This is a genomic window from Nonomuraea sp. NPDC048882, assembly GCF_040649755.1.
GTDB classification, from domain to species: domain Bacteria; phylum Actinomycetota; class Actinomycetes; order Streptosporangiales; family Streptosporangiaceae; genus Nonomuraea; species Nonomuraea maheshkhaliensis.
The window spans coordinates 242,982-263,304 of sequence record NZ_JBEZGB010000009.1; the positions used below are offsets into that span (position 1 = coordinate 242,982).

Annotated in this window: 17 protein-coding genes; 6 read left to right on the top strand and 11 right to left on the bottom strand. The window is 72.6% G+C overall.

Features of this window, described 5'->3' with window-relative positions; genetic code table 11:
* Nucleotides 1-28: 28 nt before the first annotated feature.
* Nucleotides 29-457: an MEKHLA domain-containing protein gene (locus AB0C27_RS31070; RefSeq protein ID WP_357850932.1), complete on the bottom strand. Its 429-nt coding sequence runs from the start codon at nucleotides 455-457 to the stop codon at nucleotides 29-31.
* 214 nt (nucleotides 458-671) lie between these two features.
* On the opposite strand from AB0C27_RS31070, the gene AB0C27_RS31075 reads away from it, so the two are divergent.
* Both AB0C27_RS31075 and AB0C27_RS31080 read left to right on the top strand, forming a co-directional pair.
* Complete coding sequence (locus AB0C27_RS31075; protein WP_357850934.1) at nucleotides 672-2,021, top strand: HAMP domain-containing sensor histidine kinase; 1,350 nt, start codon at nucleotides 672-674, stop codon at nucleotides 2,019-2,021.
* 198 nt (nucleotides 2,022-2,219) lie between these two features.
* A complete protein-coding gene (locus tag AB0C27_RS31080; RefSeq protein WP_357850937.1) occupies nucleotides 2,220-3,959 on the top strand; it encodes a peptidoglycan recognition family protein in 1,740 nt (579 codons plus the stop codon).
* Nucleotides 3,960-3,968: 9 nt separating this feature from the next.
* Here AB0C27_RS31080 and AB0C27_RS31085 read toward each other — a convergent pair whose 3' ends face one another.
* The 6 genes from AB0C27_RS31085 to AB0C27_RS31110 form a co-directional block, all read right to left on the bottom strand.
* Nucleotides 3,969-6,968, bottom strand: coding sequence for a lantibiotic dehydratase (locus AB0C27_RS31085; RefSeq protein ID WP_357850940.1), 3,000 nt, complete (start codon nucleotides 6,966-6,968; stop codon nucleotides 3,969-3,971).
* Complete coding sequence (locus AB0C27_RS31090; protein WP_357850943.1) at nucleotides 6,965-8,293, bottom strand: lanthionine synthetase C family protein; 1,329 nt, start codon at nucleotides 8,291-8,293, stop codon at nucleotides 6,965-6,967. Before AB0C27_RS31090 ends, AB0C27_RS31085 begins: the two co-directional genes overlap by 4 nt.
* Nucleotides 8,290-8,871 (bottom strand): hypothetical protein, encoded by a 582-nt coding sequence (locus AB0C27_RS31095; RefSeq protein ID WP_357850946.1) that lies wholly within the window; start codon nucleotides 8,869-8,871, stop codon nucleotides 8,290-8,292. Before AB0C27_RS31095 ends, AB0C27_RS31090 begins: the two co-directional genes overlap by 4 nt.
* 63 nt (nucleotides 8,872-8,934) lie before the next feature.
* The gene (locus tag AB0C27_RS31100; protein ID WP_357850949.1) at nucleotides 8,935-9,084 is read right to left on the bottom strand and encodes a hypothetical protein; all 150 of its coding nucleotides are present in this window, start codon (nucleotides 9,082-9,084) and stop codon (nucleotides 8,935-8,937) included.
* Nucleotides 9,081-9,206, bottom strand: a complete 126-nt coding sequence (locus tag AB0C27_RS31105; RefSeq protein WP_357850951.1) for a hypothetical protein — start codon at nucleotides 9,204-9,206, stop codon at nucleotides 9,081-9,083. Before AB0C27_RS31105 ends, AB0C27_RS31100 begins: the two co-directional genes overlap by 4 nt.
* A gap of 102 nt (nucleotides 9,207-9,308) precedes the next feature.
* Nucleotides 9,309-10,199, bottom strand: coding sequence for a LysR substrate-binding domain-containing protein (locus AB0C27_RS31110; protein WP_357851404.1), 891 nt, complete (start codon nucleotides 10,197-10,199; stop codon nucleotides 9,309-9,311).
* 79 nt (nucleotides 10,200-10,278) lie between these two features.
* Here AB0C27_RS31110 and AB0C27_RS31115 point away from each other — a divergent pair, with 79 nt between their 5' ends.
* Both AB0C27_RS31115 and AB0C27_RS31120 read left to right on the top strand, forming a co-directional pair.
* The gene (locus AB0C27_RS31115) at nucleotides 10,279-11,223 is read left to right on the top strand and encodes an NAD-dependent epimerase/dehydratase family protein (RefSeq protein WP_357850954.1); all 945 of its coding nucleotides are present in this window, start codon (nucleotides 10,279-10,281) and stop codon (nucleotides 11,221-11,223) included.
* A 6-nt stretch (nucleotides 11,224-11,229) separates the two neighbouring features.
* Entirely contained in the window at nucleotides 11,230-12,114 is an 885-nt protein-coding gene (locus AB0C27_RS31120) for an aldo/keto reductase (RefSeq protein ID WP_357850956.1), read from the top strand.
* Between the two features lie 41 nt (nucleotides 12,115-12,155).
* Here AB0C27_RS31120 and AB0C27_RS31125 read toward each other — a convergent pair whose 3' ends face one another.
* Complete coding sequence (locus AB0C27_RS31125; RefSeq protein ID WP_357850959.1) at nucleotides 12,156-12,527, bottom strand: cupin domain-containing protein; 372 nt, start codon at nucleotides 12,525-12,527, stop codon at nucleotides 12,156-12,158.
* A 50-nt stretch (nucleotides 12,528-12,577) separates the two neighbouring features.
* Complete coding sequence (locus AB0C27_RS31130; protein ID WP_357850962.1) at nucleotides 12,578-14,044, bottom strand: MFS transporter; 1,467 nt, start codon at nucleotides 14,042-14,044, stop codon at nucleotides 12,578-12,580.
* A gap of 62 nt (nucleotides 14,045-14,106) precedes the next feature.
* Here AB0C27_RS31130 and AB0C27_RS31135 point away from each other — a divergent pair, with 62 nt between their 5' ends.
* Both AB0C27_RS31135 and AB0C27_RS31140 read left to right on the top strand, forming a co-directional pair.
* Entirely contained in the window at nucleotides 14,107-15,099 is a 993-nt protein-coding gene (locus AB0C27_RS31135; protein ID WP_357850964.1) for a WYL domain-containing protein, read from the top strand.
* 197 nt (nucleotides 15,100-15,296) lie between these two features.
* Complete coding sequence (locus AB0C27_RS31140) at nucleotides 15,297-16,817, top strand: hypothetical protein (RefSeq protein ID WP_357850967.1); 1,521 nt, start codon at nucleotides 15,297-15,299, stop codon at nucleotides 16,815-16,817.
* Between the two features lie 112 nt (nucleotides 16,818-16,929).
* Here the strand turns inward: AB0C27_RS31140 and AB0C27_RS31145 are convergent, their stop codons facing one another.
* Both AB0C27_RS31145 and AB0C27_RS31150 read right to left on the bottom strand, forming a co-directional pair.
* On the bottom strand, nucleotides 16,930-19,413 hold the full coding sequence (locus AB0C27_RS31145; RefSeq protein WP_357850969.1) for an FtsX-like permease family protein: 2,484 nt from the start codon (nucleotides 19,411-19,413) through the stop codon (nucleotides 16,930-16,932).
* Entirely contained in the window at nucleotides 19,410-20,180 is a 771-nt protein-coding gene (locus AB0C27_RS31150; protein ID WP_357850972.1) for an ABC transporter ATP-binding protein, read from the bottom strand. Before AB0C27_RS31150 ends, AB0C27_RS31145 begins: the two co-directional genes overlap by 4 nt.
* Between the last annotated feature and the right edge of the window lie 143 nt (nucleotides 20,181-20,323).

Here is a 20,323-nt window from a genome sequence, read left to right on the forward strand (position 1 = left end):
GCGGCCTCACCAGCGCCCGGCTGGACCTTCAGGCGTCACTCCAGCGGGGGAAGGTGGCCGCCTGCCCCACGAGCAGGCCGTCCTGCACCAGGTTCCACATCGTGACGTCCTCGATCCAGAACCGGCGGCCGGACTTGGCGATGCGCCGGCCGCGGTAGCCGGTCGCGTAACCCTTCCCGTGCACGGCGTCCAGGAGTCGCTGCCGGTCCTCGCGCCGGTCCGGCTCCGCCGAGAACCGGGACGGAAGGCCCACGAACTCGGCCCAGTCGTACTCGAAGCAGCGTTGGGCGGTGAGGTTGGCGTAGGTGAAGCGAGGGTCGTCCGCCCCGTCATGGGCCAGGACGCCGAAGGGCGCGTCCTCGTACAGCCAGCGTGCGGTGGCGTCGGGGCCTGCCAGCGGGGTGCCGACGAAGCGCAGATGGCAGGCCGCGAGCAGGGTGAAAAAGCGGTCATTCACCCCGAAACCTTACTTAGTCCCAGATGTCGCCGGCGCGCAGGGCTCTGCCCGGGTCAACGGAGACGTACAGGTGAAGGTCATGCATCTCTAGCGATTTGGTCAAACTCATACGTTGTGTCCCTTTATGTGCACCATATACCTGCTTGGGCGACCTACGCTGAGTGTTTGCTGCGGCTGCCGCGGAAGGGGACAGCCGCAATGAGGAGGAGACGAAGTGTCACCGCTTCCAGGTCCACACTCCATCCGGGCGCGTTACACCGCGGCCGCGGCCGGATTCTCGCTGATCATCATGGGAGTGCTCGGAGTGACGGTGGACCTCGCCACCCGCTACCGGATCCAGGAGAACACCTTCAGCCAGGCCGAACGGGTGGCGAGTCAGTGGAGTGCGGCGGCGCGCAGCGGAGTGGTGCCACGAAGGATCCCCGCCGACCCTCCCGCCGACCTCGTCCAGATCGTGAACTCTCGCCAGCGCGTACTGAACGCCAGCGGGAGGGCCTCCACGACCGTTCCGCTCAGCCGGCTCCGGCCTCCGCCCAACAACCGGTTCCAGCGGCGCATCGAATGCGGGGGAGCGGGGTCGTGCGTGTTGCTGAAGGCCATCCGGCTGACCCCGGACACCGACTCGGGCGTCGTCTACGCCGGCATCCGGGAGCCTGACCTGCTGGCCACCCACCGCCTCGACTACCTCGTCGTCGCGGGCATCGGCCTGATCACCGCCGTCGTGGCCTGGATGGCCTGGATGCTGGTGGGGCGTACGCTGCGGCCTGTCGAGGCCATCAGGGCCCGGATCTCCGAGATCACGGTGAGCGACCTGAGCCTGCGCGTCCCCGTGCCGCCCGGTCGTGACGAGCTCACCCAGCTGGCCACCACGGTCAACCACACGCTCGGCCAGCTGGAGAGTGCGGTGGAGGAGCAGCGCCGGTTCGCCTCCACGACCTCCCACGAGCTGCGCACCCCCATCACCGGGCTGCGCATGCAACTGGAGGAGTCGCTGCACTATCCCGACGACGTGGACGCCCACGAGACCATTCGGACGGCGCTGGCGACCACCGGCCGGCTGGAGGCGATCGTCAACGACCTCCTGCAGCTGGCCCGCCTCCGGGCCGCCGATCCGGTGCCCCCGGAGGAGATCGACGTCGGCGAACTGGTCGCCGCCGAGGTGAACGCGCAGCACCGCCGCTTGCCGGCGAAGGTGCACGCACCGGCAGGACTGCGCATCCGCGGCTCCCGGATGCAGCTGATCCGCGTGATGGACAACCTGCTCACCAATGCCCAGCGGCACGCGGAGAGCTCCGTCGAGATCACCGTCGCACCGGTCGACGACGGGGTCGCGGTCACGGTGGCCGACGACGGGCCCGGCATCCCGCCCGCGCACCGCGAGCGGGTCTTCGAACGCTTCGTCCGCCTCGACGACGGCCGCCGCCGCGATCCCGGCGGCAGCGGGCTCGGCCTGGCCATCTCGCGTGACATCGCCCGCGCCCATCACGGCACCCTGCGGGTCGCGGACTCACAGCGTGGGGCCACGTTCGTGTTGTGGCTGCCCCTCATGGACGCGTTCCGCTGAGACGGTGATCCTCGGTGGTCGAGGCTCCGGGTTGCGTTCGGCGGGGGCAGGAGCCGGCTCTGAGTGCCACAAGAAAGCGAAAAATCATGACATATCGCCTCGAAGCCGGGCGGCCATCCATGCGACCGTGCAGGTGTGGAGGTGGTGGTGATGACCACGATGCCGCAAGCGTTCACACAGGCCGCGAGGAGACACGGAGTGCCGGAGAGCGTCCTGCTCGCCGTCTCCTACATGGAATCGCGCTGGGACTGTAACGGTGGCAAGCCCAGTACGGCCGCCGGGTTCGGCCCCATGCACCTCACCGACGGTGACGCGCCCGGCACCTCGCGGCGCCACCCCATCGACCCCTCCCAGCAGGCGGGGCAGGACGGTGGGTCCCTGCACACCCTGGAGCGGGCCGCCGAGCTGACCGGGCAGAGCGTGGAGCGCCTGCGCACGGACCCGGCCGCCAACGTCGACGGCGGCGCGGCGCTGCTCGCCGAGTATCAGCGCGCCCTGGGCGCCCCGCCGAGCGCCGACCCCGCCGAGTGGTACGGCGCGGTGGCGCGCTACTCGGGCGCCACCGACGAGGAGACCGCGGCGGGCTTCGCCGACGAGGTGTACGAGGTCATCCACGAGGGCGCCACCCGGCTGACCGACATCGGCACGGAGATGACGCTGCCGTCCTCCCCGGAGGTGCGCCCGTCCCGCTTCTGGCTGACCAGGCTGAACCTGCCGCATCTGGCCCGCAGCGACGAGGTGGAGTGCCCCGCAGGGCTCTCCTGTGAGTGGATCCCGGCGCCCTACGTCGAACTGCCGAACGGCAAGTACGGCAACCACGACAAGGCCGACCGGCCCACCAGCCAGACGATCCACTACATCGTCATCCACGACACCGAGGAGCTGTACGACAAGACGCTCGACATCGTCAGAGACCCGAAGGAAGCCAGCTGGCACTACACGCTGCGCTCGCACGACGGGCACCTCGCCCAGCACGTACGCACCAAGGACGTGGCCTGGCACGCCAGGAACTGGTACATGAATCCCAAGGCGATCGGCCTGGAGCACGAGGGCTTCCTCGCCGCCGGCGGCACCTGGTACACCGAGGCGATGTACCGCACGTCCGCCAAGCTCGTGCGCTACCTGGCCGACAGGTTCGGGGTCCCGCTGGATCGCGCCCACATCCTCGGCCATGACAACGTGCCCGGCCTGGTGCCGGAGTCGTTTGAGACCATGCACGAAGACCCGGGCCCGTACTGGGACTGGGCCCACTTCTTCGACCTGCTGGGGGCTCCGCTGCGCCCTGACGGCGATGCCGGAACGGCCACGGTCATGATCCTGCCGGACTACGACCGCAACCGCCCGCACTACATCGGCTGCGACGAGGCCCACCCCGCCGCCACCTGCCCGGCGCACGGGTCGGCCTCGATCTGGCTGCACACCGAGCCGCGCGAGGATTCGCCCCTCGTCAAGGACATCGGCAAGCACCCGACGGGAGACTCCACGTTCAGCGTGTACGACCACGCCGCCCGTGCCGTCACCGGGCAGCGCTACGTCGTCGCCGAGCGGCGAGGCGACTGGACCGCCATCTGGTACCTGGGGCAGAAGGCGTGGTTCCACAACCCGGCCTCCGCTCCCGTCGCCGTGCCCAGCCGGGCCCGGATGGTGAAGCCCCGGCCGGGGCTGGCCTCGGTCCCCCTGTACGGCCGCGCGTACCCGGAGGCGTCGGCCTTCCCCGCGGGCGTGGAGGTGCAGCCGCTGGCCCCGCTGCAGTACACGTTCCCGGCCGGGCAGTCGTACACGATCGGCCTGACCACGACCGGCGAGTACTACAAGGCGAACACCTTCGACACCACGCAACATGTGGTGGTCCGGGGCGCCGACGAGTACCACCAGATCCAGTTCGGCCACCGCGTCATGTTCGTCAGGAACGAGGACGTCGTGGTGAGCGAGGCGTGAGGCCCGCGGTCACCGGTGGGCGAGGCCCTCGCCCACCGGTGACCGACGGGAGAGACCCTCGCGGGTGCGGCGAAGGAGCTCGAGAACGCGGTGTTCGAGCTCGTGGCCGGTGCCGAGCAGCCGGTTGCAGTGCAGGTGGACATGGCTGCGGCACACCTCGGGAGCTGGCCGGTCGGACGGCAGGGCCAGGCGGCGGGCGGCGAGCAAGGACGCCAGAGCCCGGTCGTCCGGGGTCGTGCCGGGATCACCGAGGAGCCGGCGCAGCTCCCGGGAGCGCTCGCGGTACTCCAGGCCGCCCTGCGGTGACGGCGTGACGATGTCACGGTAGAAGCGCCTGCGTCGCTCGGCGTCGAGTCCCAGGCCGTCGAGCAGGTCGTCGACGCTGAGCGCGGCCACGGTGACCGGGTCGTAGGGGAAACCCCGGCTTCTGGAAAGCGCGAGCAGGCCGGCGACGGCCCGGCTGTCGGCGATGAACACCTCCTCGGCGGCCGGCATGTGGTCCACGCCGCCGTACCGCTCGATCTCACGCTCGTAGGTGTCGAAGGCGAAGGTCCCGCACGTGCCCGCGGAGACCAGATCGGCCGCCCAGTCGCAGACGTGGCGCATGAGCGGGCCCAGCAGCGTGGCGGGTTCGCCGTGGAAGCGGACGCGCAGGTGCGGGTCGGGGTCGCGGTAGCGCAGGAAGAACCAGCCGTCGGCCAGCCCCGCCCCGGTGACGAACTGGGCGAAGGGGCCGAGCGCGTCGACGATCAGCTCGTCCTCGAAGCGGCGAGGGCCGTACAGCTTGAGGTAGAGCCAGTCGCTGCCGGGCGGCCGCACCCGCGTCCCTGCGGGCACGACGCCGCGGCGCGGGCGCCGCTCCGGAACGGTTTGCCGCTCCCGGAGCGCGAGCGGCACCACCACCTCGCTGAGGTGGGCGCCCTCGGGGCCCGGCAGCCAGGCGTGATCGGGATGGGGCAGGGCCTCCTGGAGCAGAACGGGGCGTCCCGCCGGCTCCGCGCACAACAGTTCGGCCTGCTCGGCGTCGTCCAGGTCGAGCAGCAGCCGGTTGTCGCCGCCGGCCAGGTAGACATGGCGGGGCACGCCGTGCGCCCGGCGCCAGGCGGCCAGGCCGGCCGGGTCGCGCAGGGTCGCGGGATCGACCCGCCAGCGGGCCAGGGACAGGACGATGCCGTCCCGCTGGACACGGGGCAGGAACGGAAGGCCGGCGGCCGGTCCCCAGCCGAACGAGGTGAAGACGCACCGGCCGTCGCGGGCCACGTCCAGCAGGAACCGGGCCGCGGCAGGCGCGTGCGCCGGGTTGAGCATGTGGCACTGGGTCGCGATGACCTCCATGTCGCGTGCGGGCCACCGGACGGTGAAGCGGCCGTCGCGCAGGCCCACGACCAGCTCGCCGGTCGGAACGATCCACTCCTGCGCGATGCCGGTGGCGGGGCCGAAACGGATCTCGTGGCGGTGACCGCACCGGCGGACGGCGACGTTGCCGGAACGGGCGCGCGCCGGTGAGTAGACCACCTCGGCGAGGAGGCGGCCGGGCGCGTGCCGGGATTCGGCCTCCGCCGCCTGCGCCATCGCGGTCTTCGCCGGGGCCCCGAGCAGGTCGGCGAAGCGTCCGAGGGTGCGCCCGGCCGCGTTCGCGCCCAGGTTCGGCCCCACGACGAGCAGGAAGTCGCCCCTGTCGACGGCCTCGGCGCCGGCCGCCGCGACCAGGACCGCGAGGTCGAGCGTCGGCGGGGCGGACGCGGCCGCAGGCGTCCACGTCTGGAGGCGTTCCAGGAGGTCGTCGTCGAGTTCGACGACGGACAGCCGGTCCCGGCAGGCGTTCGCGGCCAGGTCGAGCAGCAGCCGGTCCCGGGACGCGTTCGCGGCCAGGCCGGACGGCGGCCGGTGCCGGGCGGCCGGCGCGGGAGCCCCGCCGCCGTCCACGGGGTTCCCCAGCCCGAAGTCCGGATCCACCAGCTCCAGCAGCGGGACCTCCCGGCCCGCGCCGTAGCGGGCTTCGAACGCGCGGCGGTAGGCGTCGAGGTGCGGCGGCCCCGCCGGGTACGGGCTCAGCCGCAGCAGCAACTCGGCCGCCACCGCCGCCTTGGCGCCGATGCGCCGGCTCAGCCCGGTGCCGGACAGCGGCAGCGCGAGGTCCGTCTGGAGGAGGTTGCGCGGGTCGGTGGCGGGTGCGATCGTGCCGACCCGGTCGAGCAGGCCCGGCCACGTCCTGGCGCGGTCGTCGAGCGGACAGGCGTCCCACTCTCTCATGGCCTCGCGCAGGCCCGCGAGGGCCGCCGCGACAGGGTGGCCGGCGAGCCGTTCCCGCAGGTGGCCGAGAGGGTCGCCGGTGAGCGGTGGCCGCAGGTCGTGGTGCAGGAACCCCTGCCGGATCAGCTCCTCGACCAGCTCGTCCGCCTTCTCCGGCGTGGCGCCGGGCAGCGTGCCGAGTGCTGCGGCGATCTCCGCACGCGAGACGGGAGTACCGGTCAGGGCCAGCGTCCGCCGCACCGCCGTGGTGGCACGCACGGAGGCCGGACGGCCGGTGCCGCCTGCCGGGAACGCCCGCCCGGCCCGGATCAGCACGCACGGGTCGGCCACCAGCCGCAGGCCTGCCCGGACCTCAGGATCGGCTTCGAGCCGCGCGACCAGGTCCGTCAGCCAGCCCATGTCAGGCCGGGTACGGGTGCGCGGCGCCTCCTTGGCCAGGGCGAGGTCGGTGCAGCGGCCCCAATCCGCCAGGGCGACCCCGGCGAACAGGCCGAACGGGGTCGGCCGCGTGCTCATCCGGATGAGGTAACGCAGCAGTTTGCGGCCGATCTTGCGCGCCTTGGGGTGTTCGGGCGGCGTTCGCGCCAGCGCGGCGGCCAGATCGGTGCTCGCCACCTGGACGGCCGCCGCCACCGCCGGGGCGCCGGGCGTCAGGCAGGCCGGATCCCCCGGCAGGCCCGCTGTCGCCGCGGCGCCGACGGGCAGCAGCGGGGCGCGCACCAGCGCCCAGTCCAGCGGCGCGTACAGACTCTTCATGACAGGAGGAAGAGCCGATCCCAGGCCGGTTCCACGTCGGTCGCGGCGGCCAGCAGCACCAGGGCGACGCCCGCCGCGCCGTCCAGGAGCCCGGCCCGGTCCACGGGGTGGTCCTGCGGCTCCAGCGAGGCGTACGCGAGCGGCCGCTCCGGCTGGTAGGCGGCCAGCAGCTCGTCGACGAGGTCGGCCGCCGCGTCGCGGAACAGGCCGGTGTCGTGGGTGAAGCGGAGCACGACCTGTAGCAGGCCGCTGACGCCGTGGCAGAACGTGGGGGAGGGGATCGCGCGCAGCCGCGCCGGGCGGCGCAGCACGGCGTCCATGGCCTCCAGCGCCGGCTCGGCGAACCCGTAGTCGTCCAGCGCCTGCGCCGCCAGCCACAGGGCGCGCGCGACCCCGGGCGTCCCGTAGCACCACGCGGTGCGGGTGGACGCGGACCGGCCGGGCCTTCCCTCGCCTGTCAGCGGCACGATCGCGGGCCAGCCGGCCCCCCACTCGTCCCGGACCCGCCGGCCGAGCAGCCAGCGGGCGATGCGTTCGACGGCCTCCGCCTGGCCCGGCACCTCGATGCCCGCGCGCAGGGCGAGCGACAGCAGGGCGAGCGGTCCTGGGATGCCGTGCGCGAGGCCGCAGTCGAGAGCGCCGTGCGGATGCAGCCGCGCCGTCGTCTCGTCGCCCAGCAGGTGGGCGGGGGTCGTCCAGGCGGGCGGCTCCTGCTGTCTGGCGAGCGTCACGAGCCCGCGCAGGATCTCCGGCAGGACCTCGTGCGGGTCGTGCGTGAGCAGGTAGGCGCCTGTCCCGCCGGCTCCGGAGATCAGGTCGAACGCGGTGACGGGGCCCGGCTCGCGCGCCCCGGTGAGCCGCGCGCCGGCGGCCGCCGCCCGGGGCGCCAGCGCGTCGTCCAGCGCGGCGAGCATCCGCCGGTACCGCGTGCCGCCGCGGCTCAGCGACACGGCGGCGAACGCCAGGCCGCTCAAGCCGCCGAACAGGCCAGGCGACGCCGCGTCCACGCCTTCCGCGGCCGCCGTGAGGAACCGGTGGCCTGCCGCGTCCCAGCCTTCGCCGGGCAGGCACGCGTCCAGATAGGCGCAGGTCACCGCGAGGCCCGCGTCGCCGTCCGCCACCGCGTAGGGCCTGCGGGCCAGCGTCGCGGGGAACCGGGTCTGTTCGATGGACGCGGCGAGCGCCGCCGCCACCCGTCCCTGGTCGGTCACCCGCGCGGCGACGTCGCGGGCGACGCGCAGGGCCGACGCCTGCCGGCCTGGGTCGAGCACGCTGCGCCAGGCGGCCTCACGCCGCGCCGCGGGCCCGGACGTGACGGTGCTCACCGGCCCTCACCGCAGAAAGCGTCGCAGGTCACGCAGCTGCCGCAGTTGGTGGGGCCGACGCAGGTCTCGTAGCACGTTCCGCAGTTGGTGGGGCAGGTCTCGCAGGTCGGCTGGCAGGTGCCCGGCGTCACGCAGTCGCCGCCGCCCGCCGCGGTCGGCTCAGGACAGCCGTGCTCGCGCGAGTCGGTCAGGCCCGGGATGCAGCTGCCGCTCCTCGGCGGGCCGAGCCTGATGTCGAGGTCGAACTCGTCGAGGGCGCGCGCCGTACGGGTTCTGGTGAACTCCACCATCGCGTCGCGGCGCAGGACCACCCGGGTGGCCTCCTCGCCTCGGAACGGCTCCTCGTGGCGGCCGACCGTGGTCATGTCGATGACGTCGCCGGTGTGGAACTCCGCGTAGTAGTCCAGTTCGCGGGTGAAGTACAGCCGCCGATGATCCGGCTTGTCGCTGTCCCCGAGAAAACCGGTCATGCGCAGAACCGCCGTCGGCGCCTGCGCCGGATCGGGCCGGAACTTCTCCACGATCGGGTCCTGTGACCTGGTGGCACTCAGTGGTGCCTGCTCGTCCTCGTCTGGCATCGCCTGCGCTCCTTGACGTCCGCGGTTGCCGGGAGGCGGGGCCGCGGCCCCGCCCTTCTGTGGTCAGCCTTCGAGCAGGGCGCTCAGGCGGCGTCCTGATTCCTCGACCATCGACCGCACCACCTCGGCGGACGCCTGCTCCGGCCGGTCGGGCACGTGCCTCGCGGCCACGGTGGAGTGGAACAGTGCCAGGCTCGTGTAGACGTGGCTCATCGTGAGGGCACGATCGCGCCCTTGTCGCTCAACGCTCTCAGATCATCCTCGGAGAGCTGACTGTCGACGATCTCGGTCTCGGAGATGCGCAGGACCATCGGGCCCTCGATGCGCTGCCCCATCGGTACCCCCTCATCGAGCTCATCGGATCGATGTATCTCCTGCTCGGAGTCAGGCAAGCGAGAACCATGGGCTTCTCCAAGGTTCTTCCGTACGGCAGCCGGCTACTTCCGCCGAGCCTGCTCGCGAAGGGCGTGGATGAGAGCCGTGACGTGGGGCCGGTCGTCGCGGCTGATCGCGGCGACGCCGAGGTGCCGGGCCGGTGCCGGCGGCTTGATCGGGACGGTGCTCAGGCCGGGGAGCTCCGGCGTGAGCGCGATGGAGGGGATCAGGGAGATGCCCACACCTGCGGCGACGAGCGAGCGGGCGAAGAAGTAGTCGGTGGTGGTGCCGCGTACGTCCGGGTCGAAGCCGGCCCGGTCCGCGTAGCGGCGCAGGTACGCCTCGGTCTTCAGACAGCCGAGCACCCAGGGCTCGGCCGCCAGCTCGGCGAGGTCGAGCGCGTCGCGGCCGGCGAGGCGATGCCCGTACGGCAGGACCACGTGCAGCGGGTCCTCCATGAGCGGTGTCCACTCCAGGCTGGAGCCGAGGCCCGCCCCGGCGGGGAGCGGGCCGTCGAAGTGGTAGGCGAGGGCGAGGTCCACGGCGCCCTGGCGGACGAGCGGCAGGGTGTGCTCGGGCTCGCCCTCCCTGACGTGGAGCACGGTGCGGGGATGGGCCGCCATGAACCGGGCGAGAGCGGCGGGCAGCAGGAGCCTGCCGCCGCTGGTGAAGGTGGCGACCGTGAGCTGGAGACGGCCGGTGCTGAGCTCGGTGACCTGCTGACGCGCGTGTTCGAGCTCCGCGGTGACGGTTTCCGCGGCGCCGAGCATGATGTGGCCGGCCTGGGTGAGGGTGACGCCGCGGGTGCTGCGGGCGACGACCTCGGCGCCGAGGCTGCGCTCCAGGGCGGCCACCTGCTGGGAGACGGCCGAGGGAGTGAGACGCAGAGCCGTGGCCGCCCGGTTGAAGCTGCCGTGCTCCGCCACCGCCCGCAGGACGCGGAGCCGCTGCACATCGATCAACAGTTTTCCTTAATACGCATCCAGTAAGTCAGGACTTCTGCTGATGACGGTATGGCCTCAGGATCGGGGCGTGCAAAGAATCTGCGTCATCGGCGGCAGCCGGTACTTCGGAAAGATCCTGGTGGAGCGCCTGCTGGCCGCGGGCAACCGGGTCACGGTGATCAACCGCGGCTCGACGCCGCCGCCCGCCGGCGTCGAGCACCTCGTCGCCGACAGGAACGACGAGGCCGCCCTGACGGCCGCGCTCGGGTCCCGCGCCTTCGACGTCGTGGTGGACCAGGTCTGCTACACGCCGGTGCAGGCCGCCATCGCCGCCCGCGCCTTCGCCGGCCGTACCCGGCGCTACGTCATGACCTCCACGATCGAGGTCTACGACCCCGCCACCGCGGCGCTGCCGGCGGTGCCGCAGGACACGCCGGTGCCGGAGGAGATCGTGGACCCGGCCGCCTGGCAGGTGGCCGTGGACCTGCCCTGGAACGACGACGCGTACCTGGAGGCGCACTACGCCGAGGGCAAGCGGCAGGCGGAGGCCGTCTTCGCCCGCGCCGGCGGCTTCGCGTTCGCCAGTGTGCGCAGCGCCCATGTGCTCGGCGGCGGCGCGCAGGAGTTCACCGGCAGGCTGGCGTACTACGTCGGGCGCATCGTTGTGGGCGAGGAGATCACCGTGCACGCGCAGGCGCTGCCCACAGTTTTCATCCATTACCAGGAGCTGGCGGACCTGCTGGTGTGGGCCACCACGGCCGGCTTCACCGGTCCGGTCAACGCCTGCTCCGACGGCCCGCTCGACGTACACCGCCTCGTCGCGATCATCGCCGCGCGGGCCGGCCGGGAGCCCGTGCTCAGGACCGTCGCCGCGGGGGAGCGGGCTTCGGCGTTCTCCTTCGACCGCCATTACGCCATGAGCAACGCGCGCGCGAAGGCGCTGGGCTTCTCCTTCGGCCACACCGACGACTGGCTGCCGGGGGCCGTCGCGGAAACGCTCATCAGCCAGCCGTCACCCACCGTGAGGAACTGAGCCGTCATGCGGTACCGCACTATCGCCCACACCGCCGTCGGCGCCGTCGGCCTGGGCGCCATGCCGCTGTCCATCGAGCACCGCCCGGACGAGGCGCGGGCCATCGCCACCGTCCATGCCGCACTCGAAGCCGGCGTCACGCTCATCGACACCGCCGACAGCTACCACTGGCACGCCGGCGAGACCGGACACAACGAGTCGCTGATCGCCCGCGCCCTCGCCCGCTACGGCGGCGACACCTCCGGCGTCCTGGTGGCCACCAAGGGCGGGCGCGGGCGCCCCGGCGACGGCAGCTGGACCGTCACCGGAACCCCCGCCCACCTCAAGCGGGCTGCCGAGGACTCCGCCAAGCGTCTGGGCGTGGACGCGATCGGCCTGTACCAGTTGCACAAGCCGGACCCGGCCGTGCCCTGGGCGGAGTCCGTCGGCGCGCTGCGCGACCTGCTCGACGCCGGAACGATCCGCGCGGCGGGCATCTCCAACGTCACCACCGCCCAGATCCGTCAGGCGCGGCAGATCCTCGGTGACGGACTCGTCTCCGTGCAGAACCAGTACTCACCCGCCGTCCGTGACAGCGAGCCGGAGCTGCGGCTGTGCACCGAGACGGGCCTGGCCTTCCTGCCGTGGAGCCCTCTCGGCGGCATCTCCCGCAGCGCCCTCGACGGCCCCTCCGGCCCCGCCTCCGCCGGCACCGCCTTCCACCGCGTCGCGGCCGAGCGCGACGTCAGCCCCCAGCAGATCGTCCTGGCCTGGCTGCTCGCCCGCTCTCCTGCGGTGATCCCGGTACCGGGCGCCAGTCGTCCGCGCTCCATCACCGACTCGGCCGCGGCCGCGGACCTCACGCTGAGCGCGGAGGAGCTGGCGCTGCTGGAGAACGCCCCACTGGGCTGAGAGAGGCCGCACGACCACCTGCTGGCCTCCCGATCAAGGCCTTATGGGCGTCGATCATCCAGTACGTGATCGCCCTCTCCGGCCGCTCCCCGCGAGCCGTAAGCCGGGCCGAACACGACCAGCAGCGCCAGATCCTCCGTGATGTCCGTGAAGCGGTGTTCCTCACCTGCCGGGACGAAGATCACCGCGCCGGGGCCGACCTCCTCGTCCCCGCTCGGTGTCGTGATCCTGGCCCGGCCCGCGGTCACCACATAGATCTCGTCCTCGGTGTGCGGGCTCTGGGTGTCGACCCCGCCTGCCGGAATGCAGTACGTACCGACGGACAGGTCCGGCACCTTGAGCTGCTCGACCCAGTCGTTGGCGGCCCCGGCAGCCGGCCGCGCCCACTGTCCCGCTCCTTTGATGATCCGCATGGCGGCGACCCTACGGCATGCTCCTGACGCCGGCCGGAGCGGCCGGTGGGTTACGCGCTGGGTGCGGCCGCAGTTCGCGGAAGCAGCAGCATCAGTGCGGCGGCCAGCACATAGAGCACGATCCCGACCGGCAGTACGGCCGCGAAGGCGTCGCCGAACCCCTGTAACGGGGCGGCGTGGTCGTCCAGGGTGGTGAAGAAGAGGGTGCCCAAGGCGGCCACGCCGGCGGCGCCGCCGATCTGGGTCACCGTCGAGAGCACCCCACCGGCCGCGCCGGCGTCCTTGCCCGGGATGCCGGCCAGGATGACATTGACCAGGATCGGCGCGGCCAGGCCCAGCCCGAGACCGCCGACGAACAGTGCCGCCGCGAGCATCCAGTATCCGGGGCTCTGACCGTCGCGGACGGCGAACCACAGCAGCGCCTGCGACGCGGCCAGGGCCAGCGATCCGGTCACCAGCAGCGCCCGGCCCGCTCTGGCCGCCATGGCGACGCCGAGGCCGGAGGTGAGGATGGACCCGATCGCGTAGGGCAGGATCACCAGACCGGTCTCCCAGGCGGTGCGTCCGGTGCCGGTCTGCAGGTAGATCGACAGCGTCAGGAAGAACGCGCCGATGGCGCCGAAGAAGAACAGCGAGGCCGCCAGCCCCGCGCCGAAGCTGCGCACCCGCAGCAGCGCCGGGTCGAGCACGGGCTGCCCGCCACGCCGCGTGACCGTACGCTCGTAGGCGAGGAACCCGCACAGCGCCAGCACTCCGGTGGCCAGCAGCGCGAAACCCCACCACGGCCAGCCCCAGTCGTGACCCTGGACCAGGGGCAGCAGCACCAGCACCACACTCGACGTCAGCAGTGCCGCGCCGGCGACATCAGGCGCCGTCCGGTGCCGCCGCATGGATTCCGGCAGGACGCGGGACCCGAGGACGAGCGCGACGGCCGCGATCGGCACGTTCACCCAGAAGATGGTCCGCCAGCTCAGGCCGAGCAGGTCCGCGTCGACCAGGAACCCGCCCATCAGCGGCCCGGCCACCGCGGCCAGCCCTTGGACGGCCCCGTACGCGCCGAACGCCTTGGCCAGCTCCGCCGGGTGGAACGAGGACCGGATGATCCCGAACACCTGCGGGACCATCAGGCCGCCGGCCAGGCCCTGCAGCACACGCGTGCCGATCAGCATCGACGGGCCCGTCGCCAGGGCGCACGCCGCGGACGCGACGGCGAAGACCGCCAGGCTGGCCAGGAACATCCGCCGCCGGCCGTAGTCGTCGCCGATCCTGCCGCCGATGATCAGACCGGACCCCAGCGCGATGACGTACCCGGCCAGCATCCACTGCACCTGGGCCTGGCTCGCGTGGAGTTCGGCCGCGATCGCCGGCGCGGCGACCGTGACGATCGTGGCGTCCAGCAGGTCCATGAACGAGGCGAACAGCACCACGAGCAGGGCGATCCCGGCGGCCCTGCCGGCCAGCGCACCTGATCGGGATTCCTCGCGGGAGACGGGGTTGGAAGTGGTGTTTGAGCTCATGCGCCACACCGTGACAGCAGTCGCGGACACCGAATGACCGCCATTCGCCCACAATGGAGGCCATGGCCACCACGTCCTCCCGCCTGCTCAGGCTGCTGTCCCTACTCGGGGCCCGCTCGAACTGGTCCGGCCAGGACCTCGCCGGCAGACTCGGCATCAGCACCCGCACCCTGCGCCGTGACGTGGAGAGCCTGCGCGAGCTGGGTTACCCGGTCCAGGCCCTGATGGGTCCTGACGGCGGCTACCGGCTCGGCGCGGGCGGCCGGCTGCCTCCGCTGCTGCTCGACGACGAGCAGGCGGTCGCCGTCGCCATAGCCCTCCAGACCGCGCCGGCCAGCGTGGCCGGCCTCGACGACGCCGCCGCCCGCGCCCTGACCAGCATCAGGCAGGTCATGCCCGCCCACCTTCGCGCCGAGGTCGACGCGATGCACCTGACCGCCATCCGCAACTTCTGGGAGTTCCCCGCGCCACCCATCGACTCGGGCACGCTCAAGGCCGTCGGCTTCGCCGTCCGCAACGGGCACGTGCTGCGCTTCGACTACTGCGCTCCCGGCAGCCACCCCCCTCACCCGGGCGACCCCGGCTTCACCCCGCCGCTACGGGTCGAACCCCACCACCTCCTCATGTGGGCCGGGCGCTGGTACCTCGTCGCCTACACCCCGGCCACCGACGCCTGGGGCGTCTACCGGGTGGACCGTATCCACGCCTACGCACCCACCGGGACCCCGTTCCAGCGCCGCGAACTGCCCGAACCCAACGTGGCCCACTACGTGATGACCAGCCACGACAGAGGCGACACCCCCGCTCCGTGGCCGTGCCTCGGCACCGTCCTGATGGAGCTGCCACCCGACGTCGTCGCCCGATGGGCGCCCGGCGGCTCCGTCATCGAGTACGTCACCCCCACGCGGACCCGCATCACCCTCGGCGCATGGTCGTGGGCCGGGATCGCCGGCCTGCTCGCCACCTTCGACGCCGACATCACCGACATAGAGCCGGACGAACTGAAGGACGCCTGCCGCACCCTCGCCCGGCGCTACCGGCACGCCGCCGGGTAGCCGCCGGTCCGCTTGACCCGCACATCGGTCAGAGGGTGTGGACGTCCGTGATTCGCCGGACATACCCGGAACATACTCGGGCTCCTTAGCATCGCTCCACGCAGTATGCGGACGTCTCTCCGCCTACGGCCGGCCGTAGAGTCCAGATCTTCGTTGTAACCGGGACTGAGACCTCGATCAGGAAGGAAATAGTGCGCATGGCAGGAAAGTGGTGGAAGGCCCGTCCGTCCATCTACCGGCAGCTGCGTGACGGTGCTGCGGAACTGCTCGATGAGGGCGGCAGCCCGGAGACGGTGTGGATGCCGGGCGCGCGGGACGGCGTGCTGATCTACCACTGGAACGGGCGGGCCGACGAGGAGGAGCTGCGGCGGCTGTCCGTGGCGATCGACACGCTCAAGCCCGCCGCCGTGCGCGAGGCGATCGGGGAGGCCCGGATCATCTCGCTGGTGGACGCTCTGCTGGCGGACGTCAGCTCCGCCAACCTGGACCACGACGCGGTCTACGAGCTCGGGTACGCGCTGGCCACCGACTCGGACGAGCGCGAGGCCGTCAAGCTGGGGATCGCGCTGCTGGGGTTGTTCGACGCCGAGAACCATCGCGACGAGCTCATGACGTTCGGGCGGCACGACGAGTTCACCTTGTTCGCGATGATCGCCCTGCGCAACACCGACGGGGACGCGACCGCCGACCTGTGGGCCCTGGCCAGGCAGGTACGCGGGTGGGGGCGGATCCACCTGGTGGAACACCTGGCGCAGGCGTCCGATCCGGCTGTGCGCGAGTGGATCGTCCGTCAGGGTTTCCGCAACGACGTGGCGACCGCCTACCTCGCCGGGACCGCCGCCGGGGCCGGCGACCTCGCGGGCCTGCTCGCCGGTACGCCGGACGACGAGCTGCTGGAGGCGGCGGGCGAGCTCCTGGCGGCGCTCACCGAGGAGGACGGGCCGGTCGTCGGCATGCCGGGCTACCAGGAGGGGCGGCGGGCGGCCGAGCTGTACCTCGGCCACATCGAGGCCCGTACCGATGGGGCCGGTGGAGCCGCTTCCGGTGGGGACGATTCTGCTGCGAGGCTTGGTGCGGGGGAATTGCGGCATTTTCTGGACGTTCATGCCCTGCGCGGGTACGCCGCCGAGCACTGGCCCGAGTTGCTGCCACGGTGTACGGACATCCTGGCCCGCCCGATCTGGGCCGAGCTGGCGCCCGCCGCGCTGGCCGGGGCGGACGACGACTCCGCGTTCGGCCGTGCCGTACGGGTGTGCGAGCTGCTGGGCATCCCGACCGCCAGCGCCCTGCGGGCACGGCTGCGCGCCGATCCGTACGGTGAGGCGCACTGGTACGCCCTGATGCGGCAGGCGACACAGCGGGACGTGGACGAGATCCTCACCCTGGCCGCCGAGATCCTCCCGCTGACCGAGATCGCCTCAGGACCGGGGCAGGTCGGCCCGGCCCGCCGCCCCCACCGGGCCCTCGACATGGTCCTGCAGAGCCTGGACGCCTGGCCGGGACACGGCTGGCCGCTGATCGAGGCGGGCCTGGCCAGCCCTGTCGTCCGCAACCGCAACCTGGCCATCCGCGCCCTGGCCGCCTGGGACCACGCCACCTTGCCGCAGGAGGCCCGTACCGCCGTGGCGGCGGCCCTGCGCGCGGAACCGGACGCCGGCGTACGGGAGCGCCTGGAACGCCTGCACGAGGGAGGCGCACAGTCCATCGCCCAGCACTGACACCGTCGGAGCCGGTGGAGGTGGGCCGTCCGAGGAAGAAGGGCGTCCGTGGAAAGCCGGGACGTCCGCCGCACCGAGGCCCCCGACGGAGGCCCGGTGAAGGCCAGGCCGGTCAGGTTTCGGCGAGGGCGTCCACCGGGGTCGCCTGGGCCGCGCGCCGGCCGGGCAGGACCGAGGCGAGGATGCCGGCGACGACGGCCACGGCCGTGATCCCGAGCGTCTGCGGCACCGACATGGAGAACTGGATGTTCTCCATGTTCAGCTCGGCCCCGACCGCGTACGCGCCGATCCAGCCGAAGAACGCCCCGGCGGCGACGCCGATGACCGCGCCGGCCAGGCTGAGCAGCATCGCCTCGATGGCGAGCATCCAGCGCAGCTGCCGGCGCTGCAGCCCGAGGGCGCGCAGCAGCGCCGACTCGCGGGTACGTTCGAGCACCGACAGGCCGAGCGTGTTGCCCACGCCGACGAGCGCGATCAGCACCGCCACCGCGAGCAGCATGGTGGACATGGCCAGCAGCCGGTCCAGGGCCGTGTGGTAGACGAGCTTGGCCGTCAGCCCGCCGCCGACCTCCGCGCCGGTGAGGGGCTCGGCCACGGTACGCAGTTGTGAGCGCAGCGCCGTGATGTCGGCCCCCGGCCGGGCCTTGGCCCAGACCGCGCCGAGCGGCGCGTCGGCGTCGAGGGCCGCGAGCACGGAGGGCGCGACGACCAGGCCGTCGGTGGGGGCCAGGGGGTCGCCGCGCACCGGCAGGGTGACCGATCCCGACCGGCCGGTGACGGTGAGGCGGGTGCCGTTTTTGATGCCGGCGTCTTCGAGCAGGTACGGGTCGGCGAGTACGGCCTCGGTGGTGATCGGCGGGCGCGGCGCCCACAAGGTGGTCAGCGCGCCGGCGTCGGGACCCTGTGCCAGGACACGCTTCGTGCTCCCGCCGGCCTTGATGGCGACCCGCGTCGACCGTACCCCCTTGGCGTCGGTGATCCCGGCGATCGCGGCGACGTCGCCGACGGTGCCGGCCGGCAGCGGGCCGGTGAGCATCGACACGGTGACGTCGATCGGGAAACGCGCGTCGAGATTGTCGTCGGCCGTCGCCTTCATGCTCTCCGCGCCGACCTGGAGGGCGACGACCAGCCCGACCGCGAGCATCAGCGCGGCGCCGGTCGCGGCCGCCCTGCCCGGGTTGCGCAGCGTGTTGTCGGTGGCCAGCCGCGCGGTCGGGCCGGTGCGACGCAGCGTGGAGCCCAGGCCGCGCAGCAGCGGCGGCAGGTACGACCCGGTCGCGGCGAGCAGCCCGACGGCGCACACGAACGACCCGCCGATGAAGAACGCCAGCGCGAACAGCGTGCCGGTGGAACCCAGCCCGATCCCGGCCAGCCCGAGGACGACCAGGGCCGGCGGCACCGCCCGGCGGACGAACGAGGCCCGGCGCCCGATCGCGTCCCCGGCGACCGTACGGAGCGCCTCCAGCGGAGCGATCATGGCCGCCCGCCGCGCCGGCAGCAACACCGACAGCACCGCGATCACGACTCCCACGACGGCGACGGCGGCCACCTGCCCGGCCGGGACGCTGAGCGCCTGGTCCAGCACGACCGCGACCACGGCCGAGAGCGCCACGCCGAGCCCGACGCCGAGCAGCGACCCGATGACGCCGATCGCGGTCGCCTCGACGAGCAGCGCGCGCCGGATGTGGTCGCGCCGGCCGCCGACCGCCCGGAGCAGCCCGATCTGCCGGCGCCGCTGCGCGACCAGGATGAGGAACGTGTTCACGATCATGATGCTCCCGACCAGCAGCGCGACCGCGCCGAACACCAGCAGGAGCAGCTGGAAGACGTACACGCCCTGAGTCCGCTGCGAGATGAGGCGCTGGACCATCCCCGCGGACGTCTCCACCCGGGCGCCGCCTCCGGTCACCGCCTCGACCCGTTCGGCGAGCTGACTCTGGGAGAGCGTGCCGTCGCCGATGACGAGGATCTCCGTCTGCTCCGACGTGCGGATCGAGTCCACAGCGGTGTAGTAGGAGGGGGCGACGAAGGAGTTGAGCGTCAGCCCCGACAGCAGCGAGTCGCCCTGATGGGTGAGCCCGGTGACGGTCAGCGTCGCGGACGTGTTCTTGTCGGTGATCGTGATCCGGTCGCCGACGCCCAGGTTGAGCTGCCGCGCGGTGACGTTGCCGAGGGCGATGTCGTCGGGCCCGGCCGGCCAGCGTCCTTCGGCCAGGTCGGTCCAGCGCAGCTTCGGGTTGTCCGGGAGCGACTGCTGCTGCATCCAGTCGGACGAGCCGCTCACCCAGCCGCGGGACAGGAAGCCGAGGTCCGCCGAGGCGACCCCGGCCGCCTTCTCGACCTGGGCGACCAGGCGGGCCTGCGCGGCCCGGTCGTCGGTGCGGACGGTGACCACGACGTCCGTCTCGGAGACCCGGGCGATGATGGTGCGTTCGAACGTCTTCGTCTCGCCGGCCAGCACGGTCACCGAGGCGGTGAGGTAGCCGACACTGATCATGATCGCGACGATGACGGCGACCACGCGGCGCGGGTTGTGCCGCAACTCGGCGAGCGCGTTGCGGGCCATGGGAAAGCGGGTCCGGCGGCCGGTGATCATGCGGCCAGCCTCCGCATCGCGCCCAGGACCGCGTCCGCGGTGGGCTCGCGCAGCTCGTCCACGATCAGGCCGTCGCTGAGCAGCAGCGCCCGGTCGGCGTAGGAGGCGGCGATCGGGTCGTGGGTCACCATCACGATCGTCTGGCCCAGCTCACGGCAGGAGCGGCGCAGGAAGCTCAGCAGGGTCGCCGCGGTGTGGGAGTCGAGTGCGCCGGTCGGCTCGTCGGCGAAGACCACCTCAGGCCCCGTGACCAGGGCACGCGCGATGGCGACCCGCTGCTGCTGCCCGCCGGACAGCTCGGCGGGACGGTGGCCGAGACGGTCGCCGATGGCCAGCGAGCCGACGACGGAGGCGAGCCGGGCGGGATCCGCCCGGCGGCCCGCGAGATCCAGCGGCAGCAGGATGTTCTGCTCCGCCGTCAGCGTCGGCAGCAGGTTGAACGACTGGAACACGAAACCGACCCGGTCCCGCCGGACCCGGGTCAGCTCCCGGTCGCCGAGCACGGAGATGTCCTGGCCGCCGATGTACGCCTGGCCGCCGGTGGGCCGGTCGAGCCCGGCCAGGCAGTGCATGAACGTGGACTTGCCTGAACCGGACGGGCCCATGACGGCGGTGAACGTCGCCCGCCCGAAGTCGGCCGTGACACCCCGCAGCGCCGGCACGGCGGTGTCGCCGGTGCCGTACGTCTTCGTGAGGTCCCGTGCGGCGGCCGCCGCGGTCGTGTCCCGCGGCCCTGAACGGTCCACGGCGGAGCTGTGTGCGGTCATGAGTGCCCTGTCTGTCGCTGGTGATTCGGTTGCCGGGTGCCCAACGTAGGCAGCCGCGGGCGGAAGCGAATCTGTCCACGGTCTGGACTTCGGAACGGGCTCTGCGACCGTGGTCGTAGGGCGAAAGCGCGCAGGTCGTAGGG